We start from the raw sequence: 23,811 nt of genomic DNA, 5'->3' as shown, positions 1-23,811 counted from the left end.
GAAAGACGTAAAAAGTATAATAATGGAAAATCTAAGACTGGGGATTGATTGGGATATTGACCAAAGTAAGCTTGATTCTGAAATGAATATGGCTCAAAAAACAATTGAAGGAACTGGTAGTACCATTGAAAATATTGAAAAAAAAGTAAATCAAAATCTCACGAACCTTAGTAAAGCTACAGAAGGCCGTATCAATAGTCTTCGTGCCCGCATTGCTCAAATTCAATCCGATCTGGCAAAGTGGACTGATGAAAACAGCACATTGGGATTGTCAATTAATGATTCCTTTTTTGATAAGTACCGGAAAGAAATAAAAACGATTGAATCAGAAATTGAAAAATTAAGCAAAGCTCCTGTCGTGCCTGAAGATTTAGGGAAATTGCCCGAAGCTGCTGAAAAGGCATCTGAAGCATTGGGTGGAATAGGGAAATCAGCTGAAAAAGTAAAAGAATCAGGTAAGGGTGCATTTAAAGATCTGGTCGGGTCATTATTTAGTTGGAATTCTTTGATATCTGTTGGTATAACCTTAATAGGGATATATGGTAAGGACATTGCTAAGTTTTTCATTGAGTTGATGAAAGGTAAAATAACAATTTCTCAATTGCAACGGAATTTTGAGACATTGAATGACGTGATGGCTGCTGCTGCTAAAGGCGCAGCTAAAGAACTGACACATCTAAAGGTGTTAAAAACTGTAGTTGAAGATGTAACCCGTTCTACTAAGCAACGAAAAGCAGCTGTTGTTGAGTTGCAAAAAACATATCCTGATACATTAGGAAAATTGACCAGTGAGATATTGCTTACAGGTCAGGCTTCCGAACAGTACAAAGAGTTGACCAAATCTATACTTGAGTCCGCTCGTGCTCGTGCTGCTGAAAAAAAGATGGAAGAAAATGCAGCTAAAAGTCTGGAGTTAGATTTTAAAAGACAGAAAGTTCAAAATGCAAACCAAAATGAAAAGATTAGGTACCAGAAGCAAGGTGATGATCAGGATAAGACCATTGGTGGCGGACCATTGGCCAGTGGCACAATCAAAGGGTTAACTGTTGGTGATAAAAGTAGGTTTAGCGATTTGAGAGCTGCAAAAGCAATCAAAGAGATAGATGATGAGAAGAAGATTTTAGACAAAACAGATGAGTTCCTGATCAAGTATGTAAAGGTTGAAGAAAAGGTGCAAAAAATTAAAACAAAAAAAACACCTTCTACCACAGCACAAGAAAATCTATACGACAGTGTTTTAAAAGGACGAAAATCTGTTCTCGATAAAATGGATGAGGTCAATAAAGAATATGCTCGTAAAGGCATGGAGTCTGATGATGCTGAGATGCAGGCGCTAAAAGACAAGTTTGACAAGTACCGAAAAATCATCACGGATGAGAATGAAAAAATTGTTGCATACAATGAAAAAAACAAAGCAAAGAAAGGTTTCAAACCAGTTGAATTATTGGATAGTTCGGTTATGGATGAGATCAATTCCATCGAGGTAAAGGCTAAGTCAGAATTGACGTATAAGCAAGATACAGGAAAGCTCGAAAAAGAAATCGAAAAACAAAAGCAGGTATACGCCGATTATGAGGACTATAAATCAAAGCTAGGTAAAGAGAAAGCAGATTTACGTTACAAAGATGAGCGGAAGGGTTTTGAAACTTTTTCGGAATATATGAAATCGCTTGAATCTGCGAATGAAGATGCAATTGTTGCTGTTGGATCATCAAAAGGAGATGCTGGTCAAGAAAACCGTGTTCAACTTCTAAAAAAAGAAAGTGATGAAGCTAAAAAGATAGAGGAACAAAAGCTCACTGATCTGCTTGCTCTCATGGTCACCTATGATCAAAAGCGAAAGAACTTAATCGCTGAATTTGAAACCGCTCGTGCGGGACAGGCTTCGATAGCTACTGCTGAAGAATTGTCGGCATTTGACCAAAAGCATGTTGAAGAACTTAATCAATTGGATGATGCTAATATCCAAAAGTTATCTTCTTATAAGGCTCTGTTTGATGGTGTTGATAAGTTGACCGATGCTGGTGCAAGAAAGGTAATCAAGGATGCTGAAAGTATGTTGGCAAGCGGTATCAATGTTTCTCCTGAAATGCTTAAAAAAATTCGTGAGACACTAAAAGATGCTGCAAAATCTTTGGATGAAAGACTGCCTGAGCGTGTGATGACATTATCGGGAGCATTTGGAGAGATGGCGCAGGATATAGGTCGAGTTAATGAAGAGCTCGGCTCTATGCTACAAGGTGTGTCTAATGTGCTTCGTGCTACTGTTCAAATAAAAGATGGCTTCATAGACTTGACAAAGGGCATCAACAATTATCAGCAAAATGAAACTGATGGTGGTGGTGGAATACTCGGGTCTATTTCGGCTATTGCAGGCGTCGCTGGACCTGTCGGACAAATTGTATCGGCAGTATCTGGAGTTGTATCGGGTGTCGTAAAGTTTTTCGGCGCTGCAAAAGAATCGGCTCGTATTGCTGAAAAGCAAATGAAGGAATATCAAGACACTGTAATGTCTGGAGAGTTTGAATACAATCGTCTTTTGCGAGAACGCGCTCGTGAACATGAAAGTATAAATGAATTGACTGTTGAGCAAATAAGGCTGCAACAAGAACTCTTGAAGTTGCACACTACTGATGCTGAAACTGATTTTAATACAATATTAAAACGTATTCAGTCTGAAGGAGAGCAAATAACTGGTCAAAAAACGGAAAAGCATGGCGGCTTTTTAGGTATAGGTAAAAAGACACGTGTTGTTGATATAAAATCTGGTTTAGCGGGTTACACGTATGCGCAACTTGAGGAGCTCTATACTTCTAAAAAAATGACTGAAGCTACATCAAAGTTATTTGAAGAGTTGCAAAAATCAAAAAATGAAATTGATGGATTAGCTGAATCGTGGGACGAAGCACAATCGGTTATTCTTGATAAGATGTCTGGTGGTGTAACTGCTGATAGTATTTCATCAAAAATTATGTCGGGTTTAAAGGAAGGTAAACGTCTATATACTGACTTTGCAGATGATATCCATGACGTAATCCAAAATGCTTTATTGTCCGCTATGTCCGCGACAGTTCTAGAAGAACCACTTCAGGAGTTGGTCAAAAAATTTCGTGAAGATTCGAAAGATGGTTTAACTCAAGATGAAATAGACGCTTTTAAGAAGGGTTACGGTGATATTGTAAAAGAAGGTCTAGATGCGCTAAAAATAATTGAAGGCACCTATGGAACGATTGGTGGTACTGGTTCGTCATCTGTAAAAAGTGAAGGTGTTGAGCGAATGACGGAACAGTCAGGAGCTGAGTTTATAGGCATCTCTCGGGCTCACCTCGACGTATCAAAACAAAATCTTTTAGCTGTACAAAAAGTGCTCGAATTTGAAGCGAAAAGTTATGACCAATTAGTTGCTCAGGTTCGCCACTTAAAAGCTATAGAAGAAAACACAGCCTCTACAGTAGTTGAATTGAAAAACGTTGTAACGGAATTAAAGGCAATTAAAGATAATACAAAAGGAGGTTATTATGTGGACTGACGTGGGGGCTGATGTTCTAATCAATGGTATAGATATCGAATCGGCCTTTGGTGTTTGTCTAGAGGAAGGCGGTCTATCTGTTTTTGAAAAACCGACGCCAGATAAAGAGGTCTTTTTTAATATATGGCCAGACGCACCTGGTAAGGACTATGACGAAACTGCAGAACTGATTGAAGATGTACAAGAGTTTGAAGTTCCGTTCCTGATCAAGGGGACGTCAATGGCTGACTATAGAAAGAAAAAGCGTGATTTTTTGGCATTGATCAAGATCAATGCTTCGATAGATTTTCAAATCATTGACTGGGGCGAAGCATTTAAACTTCGTTATAAGAGCGTTTCAAGCTGGGAGTTTATCAATGCAGAGCTGGACGATGAATGCTCCGCAAAATTCACCATCAAGTTTGAAACAGATCCAAATAAGAAGCCTTATCTATTCAAATATTTAGTAGATGGTTTAAAACGGTATATAATAATTAATGGCAATCAAAGAATCTTAGTAAAAACTAGTTATGGAAATTAACGATAAAAATTACGAATTAAGCGAAAAAACACCCCTTGAACTAGCATCCAATGTTCATGGTTTACTAGCTGTAAAGAAAGACGGTTCTGCTGGAGCTGTAGGATTAGAAGAAATAGCAAACGAAGCAGGTAAAAAAGTAGGTGATGCAGTTAAGATCGTTGGTAATGTTTTACCAACAATGGGCGACGTAAATAAGCGTTATTCCGTTACTGTAGGAGCTGAAGGTTTGACTTTGACATATAATGGTGTGCCGTTCGTTCTTACTCCCAGTTGTCAAGTGGACATGTTTTGGGATGCGCTTGCTCAGACTTGGGAAGTAGTTAATGAAGTTCCTTTGCCTGCACCAGATTTATCTGGTTATGCAACCAAGCAAGAAATAGAATCGATAGATGATGATTTACAGGGATTTAATGATAAAATTTTAGAACAACCTGAAAATTATTTTGATAAATCTACCGTCATCGAAGGGCACTATATAGATGCTACAAGTGGAGAGTTGCGACCAGTAACTCCAAATAATTCATTTGCCGTATCAGATTGGGAGGATTTACCTGTAGGAGAAACTGAGATGTATATTTCGGGTAATACTGCCAGTCCTGGTACAGTATTTAGAAATTCAGCAGCGCCAACAGTTTTAATTAAACCTATAGATAGTGTCACTGGCTTACCTAGACCTACTTATGCTCGTAACTCAAATAATGGTCTTGTTATTATCCCTTCTGGTGCAAATCAAATCATGGTTACAGTAAAATTTAATAATATCGACGCTCGCAATACTCTAGTATTAGAAAAAGGTAATCGAGATACCACCAGGATTCGTGAAAGCTTAATACCAAAATTGGAGGAAGTTGTTGTTTTAAATAATCAAATGAATCATTTGCTTTATGAAGGCGAAGTGACGAGACAAAACAGATTTGAAAATACTGTTAATCCCCAGTATTTTGATGATGTATCTGAATCCAATAATAGATTTAAAATTACTGTTGTAGCAGATGACACAAGCCCTACAAAAGACTTGCTTAATTTCAAGAGAGTTTTTTCAAATACTTTAACTGCTAATGGTGCTACATGTTATCAATACACTGAGCTAGCAATAGGATCACAACGTCCTGATGTTATATCTATTGCTATGTGGATTAACAAAGCTCAATTTCAATCTATTTTCACAGGTAATATTACTAATTACATTGGTTTTAGATCTTATGGAGCAAATGTATCTCTTTTATTGACTGGGCAAACAGTAATATCCTCTCCTGCAGATACTACACCAATAGCTGAATATACTACAGCGAAAGCAGAATTTAAGATTATTGAGGAAATTAATGGTTGGATCAGATTAAGAATAACCTATTTTGATATCCAGTGGAAATCATCATTTACTGGAACTACAGTTAGAAATTATTTTCATTTTTCAGGCAGTCAGTCCTTTAATAAGTCATTAGATATATCAGATTTCACATGCCTATATAATGAGTCTGTTCAAGCCGGTGTTTTTTACAGTGATCCTGATGGAAATTTTAAAAGCAATGTTGTATCGGTGCCTGCTTTAAATGATGGCGTGAACTCTCTCAATACACGTGTTTCTGCTCTAGAGCAAGGTGATATTGCAAGTGGAGGTATGAATGTGAAATTTAATGGCGACTCTTTATTTATTGGTAGTCCTTATAGTTCGGATCGACAGCTTGTTAAAAGGATAACACATTTCAGGCCGACCAGCTTTACGAACAACCCTAATGTTAATTTTATATCTAGCTATTTGGCGTCATTTAATGACATTGAAATATCGCTCACAGCAATAAAATCAGAAGGAGACGACATTTGTCCGTTATCAGCTAATGGAGGTCACATAGCCGGGAATCATGGTTGGTTTAAAACATATATTTTAACTGTATCAGCAGGTCACGGGAAAGGGTTTGCTGATATCGGATCAATATATAAAGATGCCAATAACATCGATATAGTAATTATTAAAATCATCAGTGCTACTCAAATACTTGTAAATAGTAGGAATCAAGCTAATGATGGAATTACCTATGATTTCAGACAGCCGTCTGGAACTTTAGTATATTCATCTAATGGGTTAAATACTGGAAGTATCGCAGGATATACAAGTGCAGGAGGTGGAAATATGTGGCCTAGTACAATGCCATCAATAACTAAATTTTTTGCTGATAGAAAAGAAGTAGGTACTACTTTTAATGGTAAATGTGATGTATTTGATATTAATGAAACTTATGCAGTTATTGATTTAGCATCTATGATAGAAAAATTAATATCAGGCAGGCCATCTACAGGATATACAGCAAATATTTATTTCAATGAAGTTGGCGCGGACGTTTTATTTACTGTAAATCAAGTTTACAGATATGAATCTAATGGTAATACTGTGGTTATGCAGAATGTTTACGCCAATAAAAGATTTAAATATGACTTTAATTCCGTTATACAGGTAATTGCTCCAGCAACAGGCAATATGTATGTTCCTAAATCTTTGCCTATTACTGGAGGTGCTACTACTTATGATTTTAGGAAAATAACGCCATGGAGTGTTGATCCAACAGTACAACTTTATTTGACGCCAGAATATTGGGAAAATCCATCAAACCCTCCTGATAGAGGTGTTATGCTTAATGATAACATAGTTATACATAGCGGTTACCTTATGAGTAAAGGAATGGCTATTAATAGAATCGGAAGCGTTTTGGCTCATGCAGCACACTTAGCCAACTCTAGAAAGTTTTATCCTAAGATATTTGCTACTCAAATCATACCTGACATTGGAAATAGTTATTCAGCTGTTGCTTTTAGATCGTATAAAAACCCTGTAGATAACCCTAATGGTAGAACTAATTACAGTTATGTTGAACTTTCTGGAGTTGTTAATATTTGGCTCGATTACCATGGAACACTGGAAGATATTGTAAAAATAAAGCCTGAGTGGTATGGAAAAACAATTGAAATAGTTGAAAAAACAAATAATGTCAATATAGTCGGGGATGTTGCTGTAGGTGACTTAAATATTAAAAGTAAAGCTGATGCTGACAATTATGGCTACATAGTTTTGAGATTAAAATAGTTTTAGATGAGAATAGGACAAGAAATATAACAGTGCTTTCCTTTAAAAATAAGTAAATCTTATATAATAGGTCTTTAATTGACAACAATAAACTGTTAGTATCATATAAAAATTACAGAGACATGTCTTTAACAATATCAGTATATAGAAATAATCAAGAGATCTCATCATTACCATTAATTGCAGGTGTTTTTACAAAGCGGCTGTTGGCTGAACATGAGCTTGTTTTTACAATTTCAACAGTTTCTCCGTTAGACCTTCAGGTTGGTGATTACGTCACTTACAAAGGTGAGGTTATGACGATCAACAAACAGCCTGATGTTAAGCGGAATCATCAATTTGAATATAATATTAAGTTTCAGGGGCAACGTCATACGTTGTCCCGATTCTTGATTAAAGATGAAGGCGCTTTAGTTTTTGATTATTCAGATACTTTGGAAACTTATATGTCAATGTTTATCGAATCAATCAATAGTGTTGATTCGGGCTGGACAGTTGGTGATCTTGAACCTGTTGAGCCATTTACTGTGAGCTTTGATAAAGTAGATCATCTGACAGCTTTAAACATGATCGCAGAGGCTTGTAAGTGTGAATGGCAGATAAAGAATAAAACAATTTCCATAAAAAAAACAGTTGGTCAAGCTAGAGCATATCCACTTGCATACGGTCAACACAACGGGCTTTATTCTATAAAAAGAGTAAGTGTCGAAAACAGTAAGATTGTTACCCGTGCGTTTGCTGTTGGTGGTACACAGAACTTGCCAGCTTCATATGCATTCAAACAATTGACTTTGCAAGGGTATGATGAAAATATTGAAGCTATCGAGGTATTCGGTATTCGTGAGGGTGTTTTTGAGGATAAAGAAATTTATCCAAGATTGATAAATGCTACGGTTAAGGCTGTCCATAAGATAAACGATTTGAGCTTTACTATCACCACAGATTTAGATTTTGATTTAAATGGACAACGAATTGACGGTCAAGAATTGTATGTAGTATTCCGTTCGGGCATGCTGACAGATAGGCAATTTAAAATATTATCCTACAATCATACAACTAAGGTGATTCGTTACGAAGCGACAAAGGATGATAATGGTAACATTTACCCCTCAGGCGTTTCTATTGCTGAAGTAGGTGATAAATATGTTCTGATCGGCTTGCGAATGCCTCAAAGTTATGTAGATGCTGCTTTGGCTGAGTTGGCTGTTAAACGAGCTGAATATTTGGCCAGTAACAAAGTGCCTCGTGTGATATACGAAGCTCCGCTTGACCCGCTTGATCTAAAACGTAAAAACACTATTATTGAAGAGGGTGATATCATCCCATTTATCGATAGTGCTATAGGACTAGATGATAATCTGCGTGTAACCTCTGTAAGCTATCCTGCTTGTTTTCCTGAAGTTCTTTTTCAGGGAATGGTGTTTACCGCTGAGATAGGCCAAGAGGTTACTTATACGCGTGCTCAAAGGGTCGAAAAGGATATAAAAGAGAATAAAGAGGTAATTACTCAGGTAACTAAAAGAAGCTATGAAAATGATCGAATTGCAGCGATGCGGATGCGTGAGCTTCAAGAGCTTGTTTTTGATCCGGATGGTTACTTTGACCCAACGAATATAAGACCTGAAAGTATTGAAACTTTAATGCTAAGTGTTGGTGCCAAGTCACAAAACTTTTCATTAAATGGTGTTCGTATTGAGCCAAATTATCAGAATGACGCTAATAAAATAGCAATCAGTTCAGGGGATCTGATTCATCGAGAATTAAAAATTGAAGGCCTAGGGTACATATGGATTATGACTGAAGGTCTATTTGAAGGACTTGATCCAGCTAAGGCGTACTATCTATCTGCTAAGTGTTCTAAAACTGCTCTAACAGGAGTCTGGGACGTGTCGGAAACTTCTCGAAGAGTAGATGAAGAAACAGGATACTTATACCTTAACCTAGGTGTACTTTACAATGTTTTTGAGGATAAAAGAGATTATTCACTCACCAATGGTATGACTTACATAAACGGGGCTCAAATTACAACGGGAAAGATATCTGCTGAGCGCATAGATGTAGAACAGCTGTTTTCTGAAGAAATCACAGCAACAAATTTTAATTTAAATACTGGTAGAATCGGCAACTTTTGGGTTGAAGACGGTAAGATAATTCCCTTCAAAGGGGAGTTCGGGTATGATCTTTATGATATGCTAGAACTAAGGACTAATGGATTCACCTTTGATAGTATGAATAGGTTTCGTGATGATTTTTTTGGATATACTACGGGGGTCAAGATGAGTACTTTGGAAAATGGTGCAATGCTAGATTTATCACACTATACTGCTGGAGATATTAATCATGAACAAAAAAATCATCCTTATACTGGAATTCGTATAAATATGCAAAATGCTTTTAGAAATGCGTTAAATATTTTTAGAGGCTCTATATCGGTTTGGGGTTATCCATGTTTTAATGGTGCAGTCCCATTGGGTGATGGTCGATATATGCATTATCGACAAGGATTGCTAATAGAAGTTAATACAGATGCTACAATGCCACAAGTTAATTCTTAGTATCTATATAAAATTTAAAAGGCATTTAATAAGTTATTAAATGCCTTTTAAATTGTCTTTTTTTGAGACGAGTCGATTTAAAATTGAAGACTTGTCGATTTCCCGTTTATAGCTGAACCTGTTGAGATTAAAAATGCATTTTTAAATTTTCTCAATAAACATCGATTGAATGGGCACATTGAAAAACAATTTAAGTCTGGCGATCTACAGAAAGGAAAACTTTATTTTACGATACACAATCCTGAGTTATACGTTATGCTCAAAGAAGTTTTACAAAAAAAATGGAAATTGGGAAGAGATCTAGGTATTCTTTCACACAATGACGATGTTATTAAGGAAATTATCAGTGGAGGAATCACGACTTTTTCAACTAATTTTTCAGCCATCGGCCAAGAAGCAGCAAGATTTGTGTTGAATAGATCACTTGTGAGAAAAATCGTTCCAACAACATTAGTAGATAGAAAGTCTCTTTAAAAAACTTAGCAAAATAGGATTGATATGATAATTGCCAGTTTTTGCCTATTTACAGTTGCAGTAGCTTTGTGGTCAATGTTTAAATTTAAGACTCATTATTCTAGTACCCTTACTGGGTTCTTTTTGGCAGGTAAGAGTAATAGTTTCTGGATGGTGGGGTCTGCACTTTTGTTGACCAATTTGAGCGCGAATCAATTTATTGGAGAAAACGAATCCGTCTATATCAATAATTTATCAGTCATTGGATGGGGAGTAAGTTCAGTTGTAGCCATGTTGTTGGTTTCAGAATTTTTACTACCTATTTACTTTAAACACGGATTTCGTACCATTCCAGATTTCTTATCGTTAAGATTTGATGGGCAAACCAAGCTTGTCGTATCGGTGCTTATTCTTGTCGGTTATATTGTGAATTTACTACCTCCTGTTTTGTATGGTGGAGCGATCAGTCTCGCCACGATGTTTGATGTTCCTACTTATTTCCAGATTAGCTATTGGCAGAGCATATGGATTCTTGTATGGACATTAGGTGTTATCGGAAGTTTATATAGCATATTAGGGGGTTTGAAAATGATCTCTTTGTCAGATATGAGTCTTGGTATTGGACTATTTTTCCTTGCTTTGACTATTCCACTTTATGCGTTTTGGTATTTAGGTGGAGGAGATTTCTGGTCTGGCATTCAACACGTATTTCTTCAAAAAACAGAACATTTAAATGCGGTAGGAGGTAAGCACGATGCAGTTCCATTCGCCACACTTTTTACGGGAATGCTATTGATAAACTTTTATTATTGGGGTATGGAACCCTATATTGCACAACAAGCATTGAGTGCAAAAAACCTGAAAGAAGCCCAAAAAGGAATGACGTTGGCTGCAGGATTTAAGTTACTTATGCCATTGCTTATCAATCTTCCAGGCCTATTAGCAATACATCTTTTACCAGATATTCAACCTACAGCATCAGTTTTCCCTAATTTAATTGTGCATATTTTTCCTGATATTCTTATCGGTTTTTCATTAGCGTTGGTTTTTGGAGCCGCTATGACAACTTATACTGCCGGTTTACAAAGTTGTGGCAGTTTATTTGTTTTTAATATATACAAACCGTATTTGGAACATAGGGATATTGTCATCAGTGAGCGTCAATTGGTGAAAAAAGGAAAATATTTTGAATTGATTATTTCGATATCCGCAATGTTTATTGCACCATTTATACTTTTTGCGCACGATGGTTTCTATACTTATCTGCAAACTGTTTCGGGGCTTTTTAATATGCCAATTTTCACGATAATGATCATGGGGATTCTATCTAAAAAAGTAACTCCTGCAATGGCTCAAACAGGATTGTTTCTGTATATGTTTAGCTATTTTGCTCTTGTGTTTATTTGGGAAATCGACCTCCATTACTTGCACTTATTTGCTCTTTTATTCATCATTATTGCTTCCACTATTTGGATCGGAAGTAGCATAACACAGCCTCATTATAAATCAACATTTCAATTTGAATTTACCGGACAAGACCGTACAGCATATTGGAAAGGAAGACATCTCGTTTCCGTTATCCTTTTGATAGCGATGGTGTCTATATATCTTATTTTTTCACCCCTGGGCTTGGCCCAGTAAACTTGTTACAGCACAATGTTAAAAAGACAGAAAGTTAGCCTGTTAATTATTATTCTCCTATCTGTATTCCATGTTCGGACTTATGGACAAAACTTCTATCTCTGGGCAGATCAACCCGCGAAAGATTGGATGACCGAGGCATATCCAATTGGTAACGGTCGCATAGGAGCGATGGTTTTTGGCGGAGTAAATCAGGAGCATGTTCAATTTAATGAGAACAGCTTATGGACTGGAGATGAGCAGGAAACCGGAGAGTACCAGGCTTTTGGAGATTTATTCATCCAATTTGAAGATGATGATGCTGCACCTTTTTCAAACTATATCCGAAAACTCGACTTAGATCAAGCTTTGCATAGCGTGTCTTATAGTCAAAATAACCAACAGTTTAATCGGCGCTATTTTGCTAGTAACCCGGACCAGATTATTGTCATGGAGTATACCAATAAAAATAGAAAAGCATTAAATGCAAAAATCAAACTTAAAGATGCGCATTGTAAGTTGACTACATCCGACGCAGGACATCTTGTTTTCAATGGTAGATTGGGAAATGGGATGCAGTATGCTGCTCGTTTACAGGTGAAGAATGAAGGTGGTGAAGTATTAGAAATGAAGCAAGAAAATGGAGAGATCTTTCTAGAAGTGCGATCAGCAAATAAAATAGTACTCCTTTTAAGTGCTGCGACAGATTATGCCAATACTAGATCTTCACAATGGAAAACAACTGAAAATCCATTAACAGCAAATGAAAGGTATTTACAGCAAGCAGGTAAATATCATTTTGAACAACTACTTGATCGGCACGTAAAAGATTATACATCACTTTATGGACGAGTGCAGATACAGCTTGGTAAAGAGCATCTTCCAGGTAATTTAACAACCAAGGCACTCTTAGTAGCGTATAAGAAAAAACAATTTCCAGCAATGGAGTCGCTTATCTACCAATATGGTCGTTATCTGCTGATTAGTTCATCACGAAAAGGAGGGTTACCGGCCAATTTGCAAGGTTTATGGAATAACAGCAATACACCTCCTTGGCGATCAGATTACCATTCTAATATCAATGTTCAGATGAATTATTGGCCAGCCGAAGTCGCTAATTTGAGCGAGTCTGCTTGGCCATATCTCGATTATATCAATAGTATGCGAGAAGTGAAGAAAGAGCACACTCAAAAAGAATTTCCCGGAGTTCGAGGTTGGACAGTTCGTACTGAGAATAATATTTTCGGAGGCGAAAGCTTTACATGGAATACGCCAGGAAGCGCTTGGTACGCCCAGGCTATTTGGGAGCACTATGCCTTTACTCAAGATAAGGACTATTTAAAAAAGTTTGCCTACCCGATATTAAAAGAAATATGTGAATTTTGGGACGATAGGCTAGTTCACAGATCCGACGGAACTGTCATTGCGCCAATGGGATGGTCGCCAGAGCATGGACCTACGGAAGATGCCGTAAGTTACGACCATCAAATTATTTACGATTTATTTACCAACTATGTTGCGGCAAGCAATATTTTAAAGATCGATCTTGACTATGGAAAGCATATTAAAAATCTACGAGACGCATTATTGAAACCAAAGATTGGGAAATGGGGTCAGTTGCAGGAATGGGAGACAGATCGTGATGATCCGCAAGACAAGCACCGTCACGTATCTCATTTATTTGCTCTTTATCCTGGAAGTCAAATTTCAGTATTGGAAACTCCCGACTTAGCTAGAGCTTCAAAAGTAACTTTAAGCGCACGTGGAGATGAATCCACTGGCTGGTCAATGGCATGGAAAGTTGCTTTCTGGGCTAGATTAAAAGATGGTAATCATGCTCATTTGATATTGAACAATTTTATTAATCTTGTTGGTGGTGACGACATTGATTACGATAATGGAGGAGGTGTCTACGCCAATCTACTATGCGCACATCCCCCATTTCAGATAGATGGTAACTTAGGTTATGTAGCAGCGGTGAGTGAAATGCTGGTACAGTCACATACCCATGCAATAGAACTATTGCCAGCGTTGCCAGATGCATGGACAGATGGGCAAGTAAAGGGATTGAAGGCCAGAGGAAATGTGCTCATTGAGAACATGATTTGGGAAAATAATCAAATCGAATCCGTTGTGATATCTTCATCGCAGACAAAGACCTGCCAGATATTGACATCAACAGCACTTAAAGCTACAAAGCTATTAAAAGAAGTTGAAGGGAAATATGTGTATCAAGTTCAATTGAAAGCGAACAAACCACTTAAGCTTTTTAGAAAGCCTTAAAAGCTATATGGACACTATTTAAGTTTCAAAATAGTATCCATATTTTTTAATGATTTAATAAAAAAACAAACCAATGAAAATCAATAATTATAAAAAAATGATATTATCGTTGATACTCGGGTTTGCTGTAGCATCGACGGTGCAAGCCAAAGTAGAGTTACCAGCATTCATGGGTGATAATATGGTTTTGCAGCAGAAGGAAAAAGTTAAATTTTGGGGTAGTAGTACTTTCCCTAATGGCAGAGTAAAAGTTAGGACCAGTTGGAATAATAAAAGCTACGAAACTCAGGTCTCGGCAGCGGGGCAGTGGGAAGTGTATCTTGAAACCCCAACATACGGTGGACCATTTCAAATTACGATTGATGACGGTGATCGTTTGACGTTAAATAATATCCTTATTGGTGAAGTTTGGTTCTGTTCTGGACAATCTAATATGGAGATGCCGCTAGCTGGTTGGGGGCAAATAAAAAATTACCAACAAGAAATAAATACAGCCAATTTTCCCAATATTCGAATTCTACAGATACCGAAGTCCACATCCACTCGTCCTACTTCAAATACCAAAGTCGAAGCAGGAGGCTGGAATGCTGTCACTCCAGAGCATATTCCAGAATTCTCGGCTACGGCCTATTTCTTTGCACGTGAGATTTTTGAAAAAACAGGAGTACCCGTAGGGTTAATACATTCTTCTTGGGGCGGTACCATTATCGAAGCATGGATGAGTGCAGAAGCTTTATCCCCTTTTGAACAGTACAGCTCTGCTATCAATAAACTTCAGCATTCAGATGTTGAAGCAGTCTATAAACAAGAAATGGAAGAATGGAATGCTCTTGTAGAGCAGGCAGACAAAGGTAAGTCAGATGTGCATAGTGGGTGGTTAGCAAAACAAATCGATGTAAGTTCTTGGCACAATATTGTTATCCCTAGCTATTACGATAAAGAGTTGTTCCCTGGTATGGATGGCGTCATTTATTTTCGAAAAGAAATCAAGTTACCAGATCATTGGATTGGCAAAAACATCAAATTGATTTTGGGAACAGTCGATGACAATGACATAAGTTATGTCAATGGGCAGTTTGTAGGCCAGACCAATGGTTATAATCAGATTCGGAAATATTCAATTTCAAAAAATATCAATAATCAGTCAACACTCAGCGTTGCTGTTCGTGTATTTGATGGAGCTGGTGATGGAGGTATTTATGCAGGTTCAGAAAACCCTCGGTTGGAGGGACCGAACGGCGAGACTCTTTCTTTAGTTGGGGAATGGAAATGTAATGTAGCTCTCGATTTGAAACAATTACCTCCTATGCCTATACAACTGGATGGCCCCAATAGACCTACAGTGTTATTTAATGCGATGGTACAACCATTTGTAGAATTCAAGATTAAAGGGGCTATCTGGTATCAAGGTGAAAGCAATACAGATTATAGAGAAGCAGCTTACAAGGAGCTATTGCCAGCGCTGATCAAAGACTGGAGACAGCAGTGGCAAACTGAAAATATGCCCTTTTATTTTGTACAATTGGCCAATTACAAGGAAAAACTTGCCCAGCCGCAAGCTTCCACATGGGCAAGTTTGAGAGAAGCGCAACTGGCTACGCTACAGATGCCAAACACCGGAATGGCGGTTATTGCAGATATTGGAGAAGCAGGGGATATTCACCCAAAGAATAAGCAAGAAGTAGGTCGTAGACTGGCTTTGATTGCTTTGCATAAACTTTATGGAAAAAAGATTCCCTATAGCGGTCCATTATTAAAGAAATGGTCACTTCCGTCCTAAATAAATTTTAGGCGCGTGTTTCCCTTGAAACAGTATCTATTTTTAGATAATTTCAATTTTGACCCTATTTTTTAGTCTGAGAATATCTGTAGCTGTCCATTTTTACCCTTAACTGGTGGCCTGATAAAAGGATCATCTATCCATTGCCATATATTTATTTTCACGAATATATTCATCCTGATAAACCCGACCAAGTTAGACAGATTCCAATCGTATTTAGCCTTCTTCTGAAGGTATTTGAGCAGTAATATTCCAATCAACGAAGTCCATATTTGGATCATGACCGCATTTTCAGAAGTACCCACAAAAGATGATATTTTTAAGCGTTGCTTCAGATGCTTGAAGAAAATCTCGATCTGCCATCGCTGTTTATAAATGTTAGCTACTAGTGATGCCTTCCATTGGATATTATTTGTCAGAAAGTGGTACTGGTTGTCTGTGCTGCTGTCCCAAAAGTGAATCAAGCGTAATGGTTTAGAGTTGTATCTATCTGCTGATGGACCAGAAAGCTCAATGATCTCATCTTTAATGATTCCCTTTTCAAGGAGTGCTTCACTCTGGTATGACTTGATAACGTTGTACTTCATGTTAGTTTTACTCCTGGTAACAAAATAACAACCTCTGCTGTCCAAATCCCCGAGCCAGTTGTAATCCACATAACCTCTATCCACCACTACAACGCTTCCTTTGGAAAAACTATAGCTACCCGCACGCTGGCTTTCATGAACTTTCCCGTCTGTAATCTGCATGAAAACAGGAAGACATCCATCATAATCCAGCACAGTGTGCAGTTTTACAGCACCTTTGGTGCTTCTAAATTTAGCCCAGTCAAATACAGATAAACATAAAGGGATGATACTGGCATCCATCAGATAAACCTTGCGCTTTAATTGCGTTAGATCTTTGCGCAAATGGGTATCCTTTTGCCATAGCTTATCTAATAGCGAAAAGTACAGATCTTTAAAGAGTTCATGGGTGCGGTGCTTGTTGATATAGGAAATATTGGACTTGCTGGGTGCTCTACCAACACCTAAATGGTTCAAATTACCAGTCGTACTACGTAAGCCATTACTGATATCACGAACTGAATCTGCAGAAGAAAAATGGCAAAACAACATGCTAGCAAGATGCGTCCAGCTGTTGATCCCTTTACAATGTTTGTCACTCTTGTGCTTAGCAACCAAAACCTTGAATAATTCGCGGTCGATAAGTGATAAAATCTGACTAAAAACGTTTAAATTTACCATGGCGGTGTGTTAAAATTTGACGATTTAAATATAGCAACTTTGCTATAGCAAAACACCGCCACTTTTTTCAACGTTTAGGACGCTACTGAGAAATGGTATATAAAGGGAAATGAAGCTCAGCTTCACTTTGACCCTATGGGCAATAAATTAGTCCTCCAAGAATTTAATAAGAAAAGTGGAGGCTTTACGGTTGCTGGAAAAGACCAAGTCTTCTACCCTGCAGAGATTAAACAGCAAGGAAATAAACTGATAGTAAGTGCGCTGGAAGTAGCGGCTCCAGTAGCTATACGGTATGGGTGGGCCGACAATCCCGATTTAGTTTTATACAATGAGGCCGGTTTACCAGCCTCTCCATTTCGGACCGATAATTGGAATTTGGAAAAATAAAAGATGCTGTCGTAATCATATTTATAGTGTATACTATTCCTGTCAGGGGCTAAAAAGAGTAGTATATTTTTCAATTAAACATACTTTTTGAAAAAACAATAATAGCGACAAAAGTCAATTCGTTGAGATGGGAGGTTTTCTTGGTTCAAGTATTTCAGCGAATTGAAATAGATAACCCATATTTCTCCCTAAGCAATAAAAATCGATTCATGTCAATTTTAAAACCTATTTATTACAGGATAAAAAGTGATGCGATTATTTTTTCGAATTGGCAAACTAATGCTATTGTATAATTGTTTTGAATGTAGTATGTATATTATTGTCACAATGAATATAAGACATCAATATTATGGAAACAATTGTTTATTTAACAGATTTTTCTGTTCCTGCTCGGCACGCCTTTGATCAATTATTGATCATTGCAAAACAGACGGGAATCAAAAGAGTGATTATGTATCATTCTTTTGCGTATGTAAATGGCGGATTTTACAATGTCGGGGACTTCATGCCCCCTCCTCCATTAATTGATGACACAGATATTGAAGATGTGGAAGCCAAATTTCATCTGTTAAAACAGGAGTTATTGAATGTCTCTCCATTTACAAAAGTGGAAACCCGACACGATAGTTTGGCGGTTATTGAAGGTGTTCGGCGAATTGCTCAACATGAGCATATAGAACTTGTTGTTGTGGGGATGAGGGGTAGTGATGATAAAGGGAAAAACAGTATTGGTACCACAACTAACGAGCTTATACAAGCACATGCTTATAATCTGTTATTGGTTCCGGAAATGGATGCAATAGCTATATTTAAAAATGCACTTCTTGCAGTAGATCTATCTCATTTGAAGGAAAGGTTGCCCGTTAAGGCAATTCTCCGATTGCAAGAGTTTTTAAAGTTAAAGTGGCATGTTGTTAATGTGAGTATCGAAGGTAAACATACAGCAGCTGAATTGGTAGAAGAGCAGTCTTTTTTACATTCGAGTTTAGATAGTCTTGAACCCAGCTATTCCTATTTAGATGGAGAAGATTTCGTTGAAAGGCTAAGTTCTTATGTTCACGATCATGATATCGATGTATTGATAACCGTACCTCGGAAATTGGGATTCTTTGCCAATTTCTTTCAAAAACGCGCTTCAAAAAAATTGGCAGTCTATACGAAGGTTCCAATTTTAATGTTAATATCCTAAGTGTTGCTTACTATATAGTCAATATTTCTTTCACATATTACATTTGGATAAACTGTTCTTTATGGTGATGAGGTTATATTGACTTCAGCGCTCATCTCAGTTTATGGGCCAATTTAAACGTATAATGCTTTTCATATATTCGCTACTATGAATACTTCTTTTCATATAATACTTGGCTTACAGCTTATTTGACTAGTTTTAAGAATAGGAAAAGATAATCTTAGCTCGTTACTAAATAAGCTATTTTATCAGTAGCGTCCTAAACGTTGAAAAAAGTGGCGGTGTTTTGCTATAGCAAAGTTGCTATATTTAAATCGTCAAATTTTAACACACCGCCATGGTAAATTTAAACGTTTTTAGTCAGATTTTATCACTTATCGACCGCGAATTATTCAAGGTTTTGGTTGCTAAGCACAAGAGTGACAAACATTGTAAAGGGATCAACAGCTGGACGCATCTTGCTAGCATGTTGTTTTGCCATTTTTCTTCTGCAGATTCAGTTCGTGATATCAGTAATGGCTTACGTAGTACGACTGGTAATTTGAACCATTTAGGTGTTGGTAGAGCACCCAGCAAGTCCAATATTTCCTATATCAACAAGCACCGCACCCATGAACTCTTTAAAGATCTGTACTTTTCGCTATTAGATAAGCTATGGCAAAAGGATACCCATTTGCGCAAAGATCTAACGCAATTAAAGCGCAAGGTTTATCTGATGGATGCCAGTATCATCCCTTTATGTTTATCTGTATTTGACTGGGCTAAATTTAGAAGCACCAAAGGTGCTGTAAAACTGCACACTGTGCTGGATTATGATGGATGTCTTCCTGTTTTCATGCAGATTACAGACGGGAAAGTTCATGAAAGCCAGCGTGCGGGTAGCTATAGTTTTTCCAAAGGAAGCGTTGTAGTGGTGGATAGAGGTTATGTGGATTACAACTGGCTCGGGGATTTGGACAGCAGAGGTTGTTATTTTGTTACCAGGAGTAAAACTAACATGAAGTACAACGTTATCAAGTCATACCAGAGTGAAGCACTCCTTGAAAAGGGAATCATTAAAGATGAGATCATTGAGCTTTCTGGTCCATCAGCAGATAGATACAACTCTAAACCATTACGCTTGATTCACTTTTGGGACAGCAGCACAGACAACCAGTACCACTTTCTGACAAATAATATCCAATGGAAGGCATCACTAGTAGCTAACATTTATAAACAGCGATGGCAGATCGAGATTTTCTTCAAGCATCTGAAGCAACGCTTAAAAATATCATCTTTTGTGGGTACTTCTGAAAATGCGGTCATGATCCAAATATGGACTTCGTTGATTGGAATATTACTGCTCAAATACCTTCAGAAGAAGGCTAAATACGATTGGAATCTGTCTAACTTGGTCGGGTTTATCAGGATGAATATATTCGTGAAAATAAATATATGGCAATGGATAGATGATCCTTTTATCAGGCCACCAGTTAAGGGTAAAAATGGACAGCTACAGATATTCTCAGACTAAAAAATAGGGTCAAAATTGAAATTATCTAAAAATAGATACTGTTTCAAGGGAAACACGCGCCTAAAATTTATTTAGGACGGAAGTGCTATTTTATCTAAACATAAAGAAGTAAATCTATATTTGTATTTAATAAAAAAGTTCAGAATTATTTCTAGTTATGATGGATAAGGTTAAAAGTATCGTTGTTTTTTGTGCTTCAAGTTTGGGTATTAATAATTGTTATGAAGAACAAGCTATGCATGTTGGACATGTCTTTGCACAGCGCGGCATTCGTTTGGTATATGGCGGTGGACGGGTAGGTTTAATGGGAGCAGTTGCTAACGGAGCATTGGCAAAAGGAGGTGAAGTAGTCGGGATAATCCCACACTTTCTTAATTCAAAAGAGAGGGAACATACTGGTGTTACGGAATTAATTACGGTAGATACTATGCATGATCGTAAACGTATCATGAATGACTATTCGGACGGTATTATCGCCCTTCCTGGTGGATTCGGCACACTAGAAGAGCTTTTTGAAATGATAACTTGGGGACAGCTTGGTTTGCATAAGAAGCCAGTAGGAATCCTGAATACGAATGGATTTTACGATTATTTGATCCAGTTTGTTGCACATATGACCTCCGAAGGATTATTGAAGAAAGAGAACCAAGAGATGCTGTTGGTAGCGGATAATATTGAAGATTTGCTCGAGAAGATGGAATGTTATGTAGCACCTAAGTTGATTAAATGGATTGAGAAAGATGAGATTTAAATCATGATTTTCGATAAAATAATCTCTAATATTTTCTCTTTAAAAGAATCATAAGTACTGTTTTATATATAATTTAAGTATCGCTGAGCCGTAAGTGCTTTCCATGGACGATTTATTGGTATTGGCCTATGAAGATAGATGACTTCATTTGACTTAAATATTGAAAATGTTTTTAATAGAATTGTTTTGGTATTAATTTTAATATTATTTGCAGTTGTATGGGGAGTGTGACCCTAATCGGGTCTGACTCCCCATATATTTTTACAATGTGTAGGATATTAACTTTTTTGCCCTTCGAAATATTCTCTCACAAAAGCATGCTGCTGGTTATCTGTCATTTTATCGGCCGCTCTGATTTCAATCTTGATATCTGAATATTGATGGTCTCCTTTAAGTGTGTTATATAATTCATTTTTCGCTTCTGTTGGACCGAAAATAAGAACTTCATCATACTGTTTGATGATTTCCGCTATTTCCTTGTAATAATCTGACAGTTCCCCCTGTTCCTTATTATGCATGGTGCTTTCACTCCGTTTCAGAGTCTCTTCCTTATCCTGATGGGTAAAGTTACATTCGATTGTTTTTGTCACAATAGGATTGCCTGTGTACTCCATTAAATTGGCTACCGAATGGTCCATCCATATTCCGATTTTAGTCTTTTTTGTCATAATCATATATTTTAAGTAGTCCCTGCATTATCAAAATTTCAGTTTAAGCAGAATGGTGTTTTTCATCATGAAATGATACCGACCTGTGGGGATATCAACAATTTTGAAGATCATTTTGTTTTAATTACCAAGGCAATAACCTATTAAAAATACATCAGTTTTTTGAGGAGTAGGTTAAATATCTACAGTTCTATCATCTGTCTTGATATCGTATTGTTCAATAACGATCTAGAATCTCGGTTTTTTTAACCATTGTAAATAATTTTCTCTTATGACTTTAGAATAAACCATAAATTAAGTAAATATTAAAATAAATTATGATATTTTTTTATGGATTTTAAGGTACTTCATGAAAAACTATCAGAAAACTTTGTTTCGCTGTCGTATTTTAGTTAACGAGCCTGTATATTCGATACCATCGAAAAGCTCCTAAGCTTATGTTCTGTAGGTACCTGCTTCGTACTTTATTCGTACCTGCTTCGGAGTTTTTACTATCCTAGAATCACCTTCTAATTACCTTTTAATACCGATTGCTTGGTGAAGGGGTGTTTGGGGGATGTGCCAGCGATGTGTGAGAGGTGGGTAAGGGCCGAAGCTGGTACCTATCTGGTACCTATACTGTCTATTGTTGTTCTAAAAAAGCCAATTAGGCATTCCTAAATTAATGCTCGAGAATGTTCTGCTTGTCGAAAGCTATTCATGTATCGTAGGGCTTAAATAGCACTTCCGTCCTAAATAAATTTTAGGCGCGTGTTTCCCTTGAAACAGTATCTATTTTTAGATAATTTCAATTTTGACCCTATTTTTTAGTCTGAGAATATCTGTAGCTGTCCATTTTTACCCTTAACTGGTGGCCTGATAAAAGGATCATCTATCCATTGCCATATATTTATTTTCACGAATATATTCATCCTGATAAACCCGACCAAGTTAGACAGATTCCAATCGTATTTAGCCTTCTTCTGAAGGTATTTGAGCAGTAATATTCCAATCAACGAAGTCCATATTTGGATCATGACCGCATTTTCAGAAGTACCCACAAAAGATGATATTTTTAAGCGTTGCTTCAGATGCTTGAAGAAAATCTCGATCTGCCATCGCTGTTTATAAATGTTAGCTACTAGTGATGCCTTCCATTGGATATTATTTGTCAGAAAGTGGTACTGGTTGTCTGTGCTGCTGTCCCAAAAGTGAATCAAGCGTAATGGTTTAGAGTTGTATCTATCTGCTGATGGACCAGAAAGCTCAATGATCTCATCTTTAATGATTCCCTTTTCAAGGAGTGCTTCACTCTGGTATGACTTGATAACGTTGTACTTCATGTTAGTTTTACTCCTGGTAACAAAATAACAACCTCTGCTGTCCAAATCCCCGAGCCAGTTGTAATCCACATAACCTCTATCCACCACTACAACGCTTCCTTTGGAAAAACTATAGCTACCCGCACGCTGGCTTTCATGAACTTTCCCGTCTGTAATCTGCATGAAAACAGGAAGACATCCATCATAATCCAGCACAGTGTGCAGTTTTACAGCACCTTTGGTGCTTCTAAATTTAGCCCAGTCAAATACAGATAAACATAAAGGGATGATACTGGCATCCATCAGATAAACCTTGCGCTTTAATTGCGTTAGATCTTTGCGCAAATGGGTATCCTTTTGCCATAGCTTATCTAATAGCGAAAAGTACAGATCTTTAAAGAGTTCATGGGTGCGGTGCTTGTTGATATAGGAAATATTGGACTTGCTGGGTGCTCTACCAACACCTAAATGGTTCAAATTACCAGTCGTACTACGTAAGCCATTACTGATATCACGAACTGAATCTGCAGAAGAAAAATGGCAAAACAACATGCTAGCAAGATGCGTCCAGCTGTTGATCCCTTTACAATGTTTGTCACTCTTGTGCTTAGCAACCAAAACCTTGAATAATTCGCGGTCGATAAGTGATAAAATCTGACTAAAAACGTTTAAATTTACCATGGCGGTGTGTTAAAATTTGACGATTTAAATATAGCAACTTTGCTATAGCAAAACACCGCCACTTTTTTCAACGTTTAGGACGCTACTGCTTAAATAGCTGTTATTGACGAGTGGACGATGCGTTAGGATAGGAAGTTACCTATGGAATTGTCTTTTGGTATGTATGGTCTGTTGGTAGAAGGCTTTTATATCCCTATAAAAAGTTTGTATTAATATTTTTTCTTAAATATCATTTTCAGCAATCCAAAACATAAAGAG

General features: G+C 37.2%; 15 protein-coding genes. 12 read left to right on the top strand and 3 right to left on the bottom strand.

Features of this window, described 5'->3' with window-relative positions; translation table 11 throughout:
• Positions 1-22 precede the first annotated feature (22 nt).
• The 8 genes from KO02_RS16770 (at position 23) to KO02_RS16735 (ending at position 15,816) form a co-directional block, all read left to right on the top strand.
• Entirely contained in the window at positions 23-3,529 is a 3,507-nt protein-coding gene (locus KO02_RS16770; RefSeq protein WP_038700122.1) for a hypothetical protein, read from the top strand.
• A complete protein-coding gene (locus KO02_RS16765) occupies positions 3,519-4,049 on the top strand; it encodes a hypothetical protein (RefSeq protein ID WP_038700120.1) in 531 nt (176 codons plus the stop codon). Before KO02_RS16770 ends, KO02_RS16765 begins: the two co-directional genes overlap by 11 nt.
• Positions 4,039-7,125, top strand: a complete 3,087-nt coding sequence (locus KO02_RS16760) for a hypothetical protein (protein WP_038700118.1) — start codon at positions 4,039-4,041, stop codon at positions 7,123-7,125. The genes KO02_RS16765 and KO02_RS16760 overlap by 11 nt, the downstream gene beginning before the upstream one ends.
• Before the next feature lie 122 nt (positions 7,126-7,247).
• The gene (locus KO02_RS16755) at positions 7,248-9,680 is read left to right on the top strand and encodes a phage tail protein (RefSeq protein ID WP_038700116.1); all 2,433 of its coding nucleotides are present in this window, start codon (positions 7,248-7,250) and stop codon (positions 9,678-9,680) included.
• Between the two features lie 165 nt (positions 9,681-9,845).
• Positions 9,846-10,154, top strand: coding sequence for a LacI family DNA-binding transcriptional regulator (locus KO02_RS16750; protein ID WP_051960004.1), 309 nt, complete (start codon positions 9,846-9,848; stop codon positions 10,152-10,154).
• 24 nt (positions 10,155-10,178) lie between these two features.
• Complete coding sequence (locus KO02_RS16745) at positions 10,179-11,774, top strand: solute:sodium symporter family transporter (protein WP_038700114.1); 1,596 nt, start codon at positions 10,179-10,181, stop codon at positions 11,772-11,774.
• Positions 11,775-11,789: 15 nt separating this feature from the next.
• Positions 11,790-14,036, top strand: a complete 2,247-nt coding sequence (locus tag KO02_RS16740) for a glycosyl hydrolase family 95 catalytic domain-containing protein (RefSeq protein ID WP_051960003.1) — start codon at positions 11,790-11,792, stop codon at positions 14,034-14,036.
• A 73-nt stretch (positions 14,037-14,109) separates the two neighbouring features.
• A complete protein-coding gene (locus KO02_RS16735) occupies positions 14,110-15,816 on the top strand; it encodes a sialate O-acetylesterase (protein ID WP_038702880.1) in 1,707 nt (568 codons plus the stop codon).
• A 71-nt stretch (positions 15,817-15,887) separates the two neighbouring features.
• Here the strand turns inward: KO02_RS16735 and KO02_RS16730 are convergent, their stop codons facing one another.
• On the bottom strand, positions 15,888-17,063 hold the full coding sequence (locus tag KO02_RS16730; RefSeq protein ID WP_038694773.1) for an IS4 family transposase: 1,176 nt from the start codon (positions 17,061-17,063) through the stop codon (positions 15,888-15,890).
• Between the two features lie 135 nt (positions 17,064-17,198).
• Between KO02_RS16730 and KO02_RS16725 the strand changes: the two genes are divergently transcribed.
• The 4 genes from KO02_RS16725 (at position 17,199) to KO02_RS16710 (ending at position 20,903) form a co-directional block, all read left to right on the top strand.
• Positions 17,199-17,450: a hypothetical protein gene (locus KO02_RS16725; protein WP_038700112.1), complete on the top strand. Its 252-nt coding sequence runs from the start codon at positions 17,199-17,201 to the stop codon at positions 17,448-17,450.
• A gap of 349 nt (positions 17,451-17,799) precedes the next feature.
• Positions 17,800-18,639 (top strand): universal stress protein, encoded by an 840-nt coding sequence (locus KO02_RS16720; RefSeq protein ID WP_038700110.1) that lies wholly within the window; start codon positions 17,800-17,802, stop codon positions 18,637-18,639.
• 337 nt (positions 18,640-18,976) lie between these two features.
• A complete protein-coding gene (locus KO02_RS16715) occupies positions 18,977-20,152 on the top strand; it encodes an IS4 family transposase (protein WP_038694773.1) in 1,176 nt (391 codons plus the stop codon).
• Positions 20,153-20,309: 157 nt separating this feature from the next.
• The gene (locus KO02_RS16710) at positions 20,310-20,903 is read left to right on the top strand and encodes a TIGR00730 family Rossman fold protein (protein ID WP_038700108.1); all 594 of its coding nucleotides are present in this window, start codon (positions 20,310-20,312) and stop codon (positions 20,901-20,903) included.
• Between the two features lie 278 nt (positions 20,904-21,181).
• Here the strand turns inward: KO02_RS16710 and KO02_RS16705 are convergent, their stop codons facing one another.
• On the bottom strand, positions 21,182-21,571 hold the full coding sequence (locus KO02_RS16705) for a hypothetical protein (RefSeq protein WP_038702878.1): 390 nt from the start codon (positions 21,569-21,571) through the stop codon (positions 21,182-21,184).
• Positions 21,572-22,377: 806 nt separating this feature from the next.
• Positions 22,378-23,553, bottom strand: coding sequence for an IS4 family transposase (locus tag KO02_RS16700; RefSeq protein ID WP_038694773.1), 1,176 nt, complete (start codon positions 23,551-23,553; stop codon positions 22,378-22,380).
• Positions 23,554-23,811: the final 258 nt, after the last annotated feature.

Origin of the sequence: Sphingobacterium sp. ML3W (assembly GCF_000747525.1) — a bacterium.
Lineage (GTDB): Bacteria > Bacteroidota > Bacteroidia > Sphingobacteriales > Sphingobacteriaceae > Sphingobacterium.
This window is presented reverse-complemented; position numbering and strand designations above follow the sequence as displayed.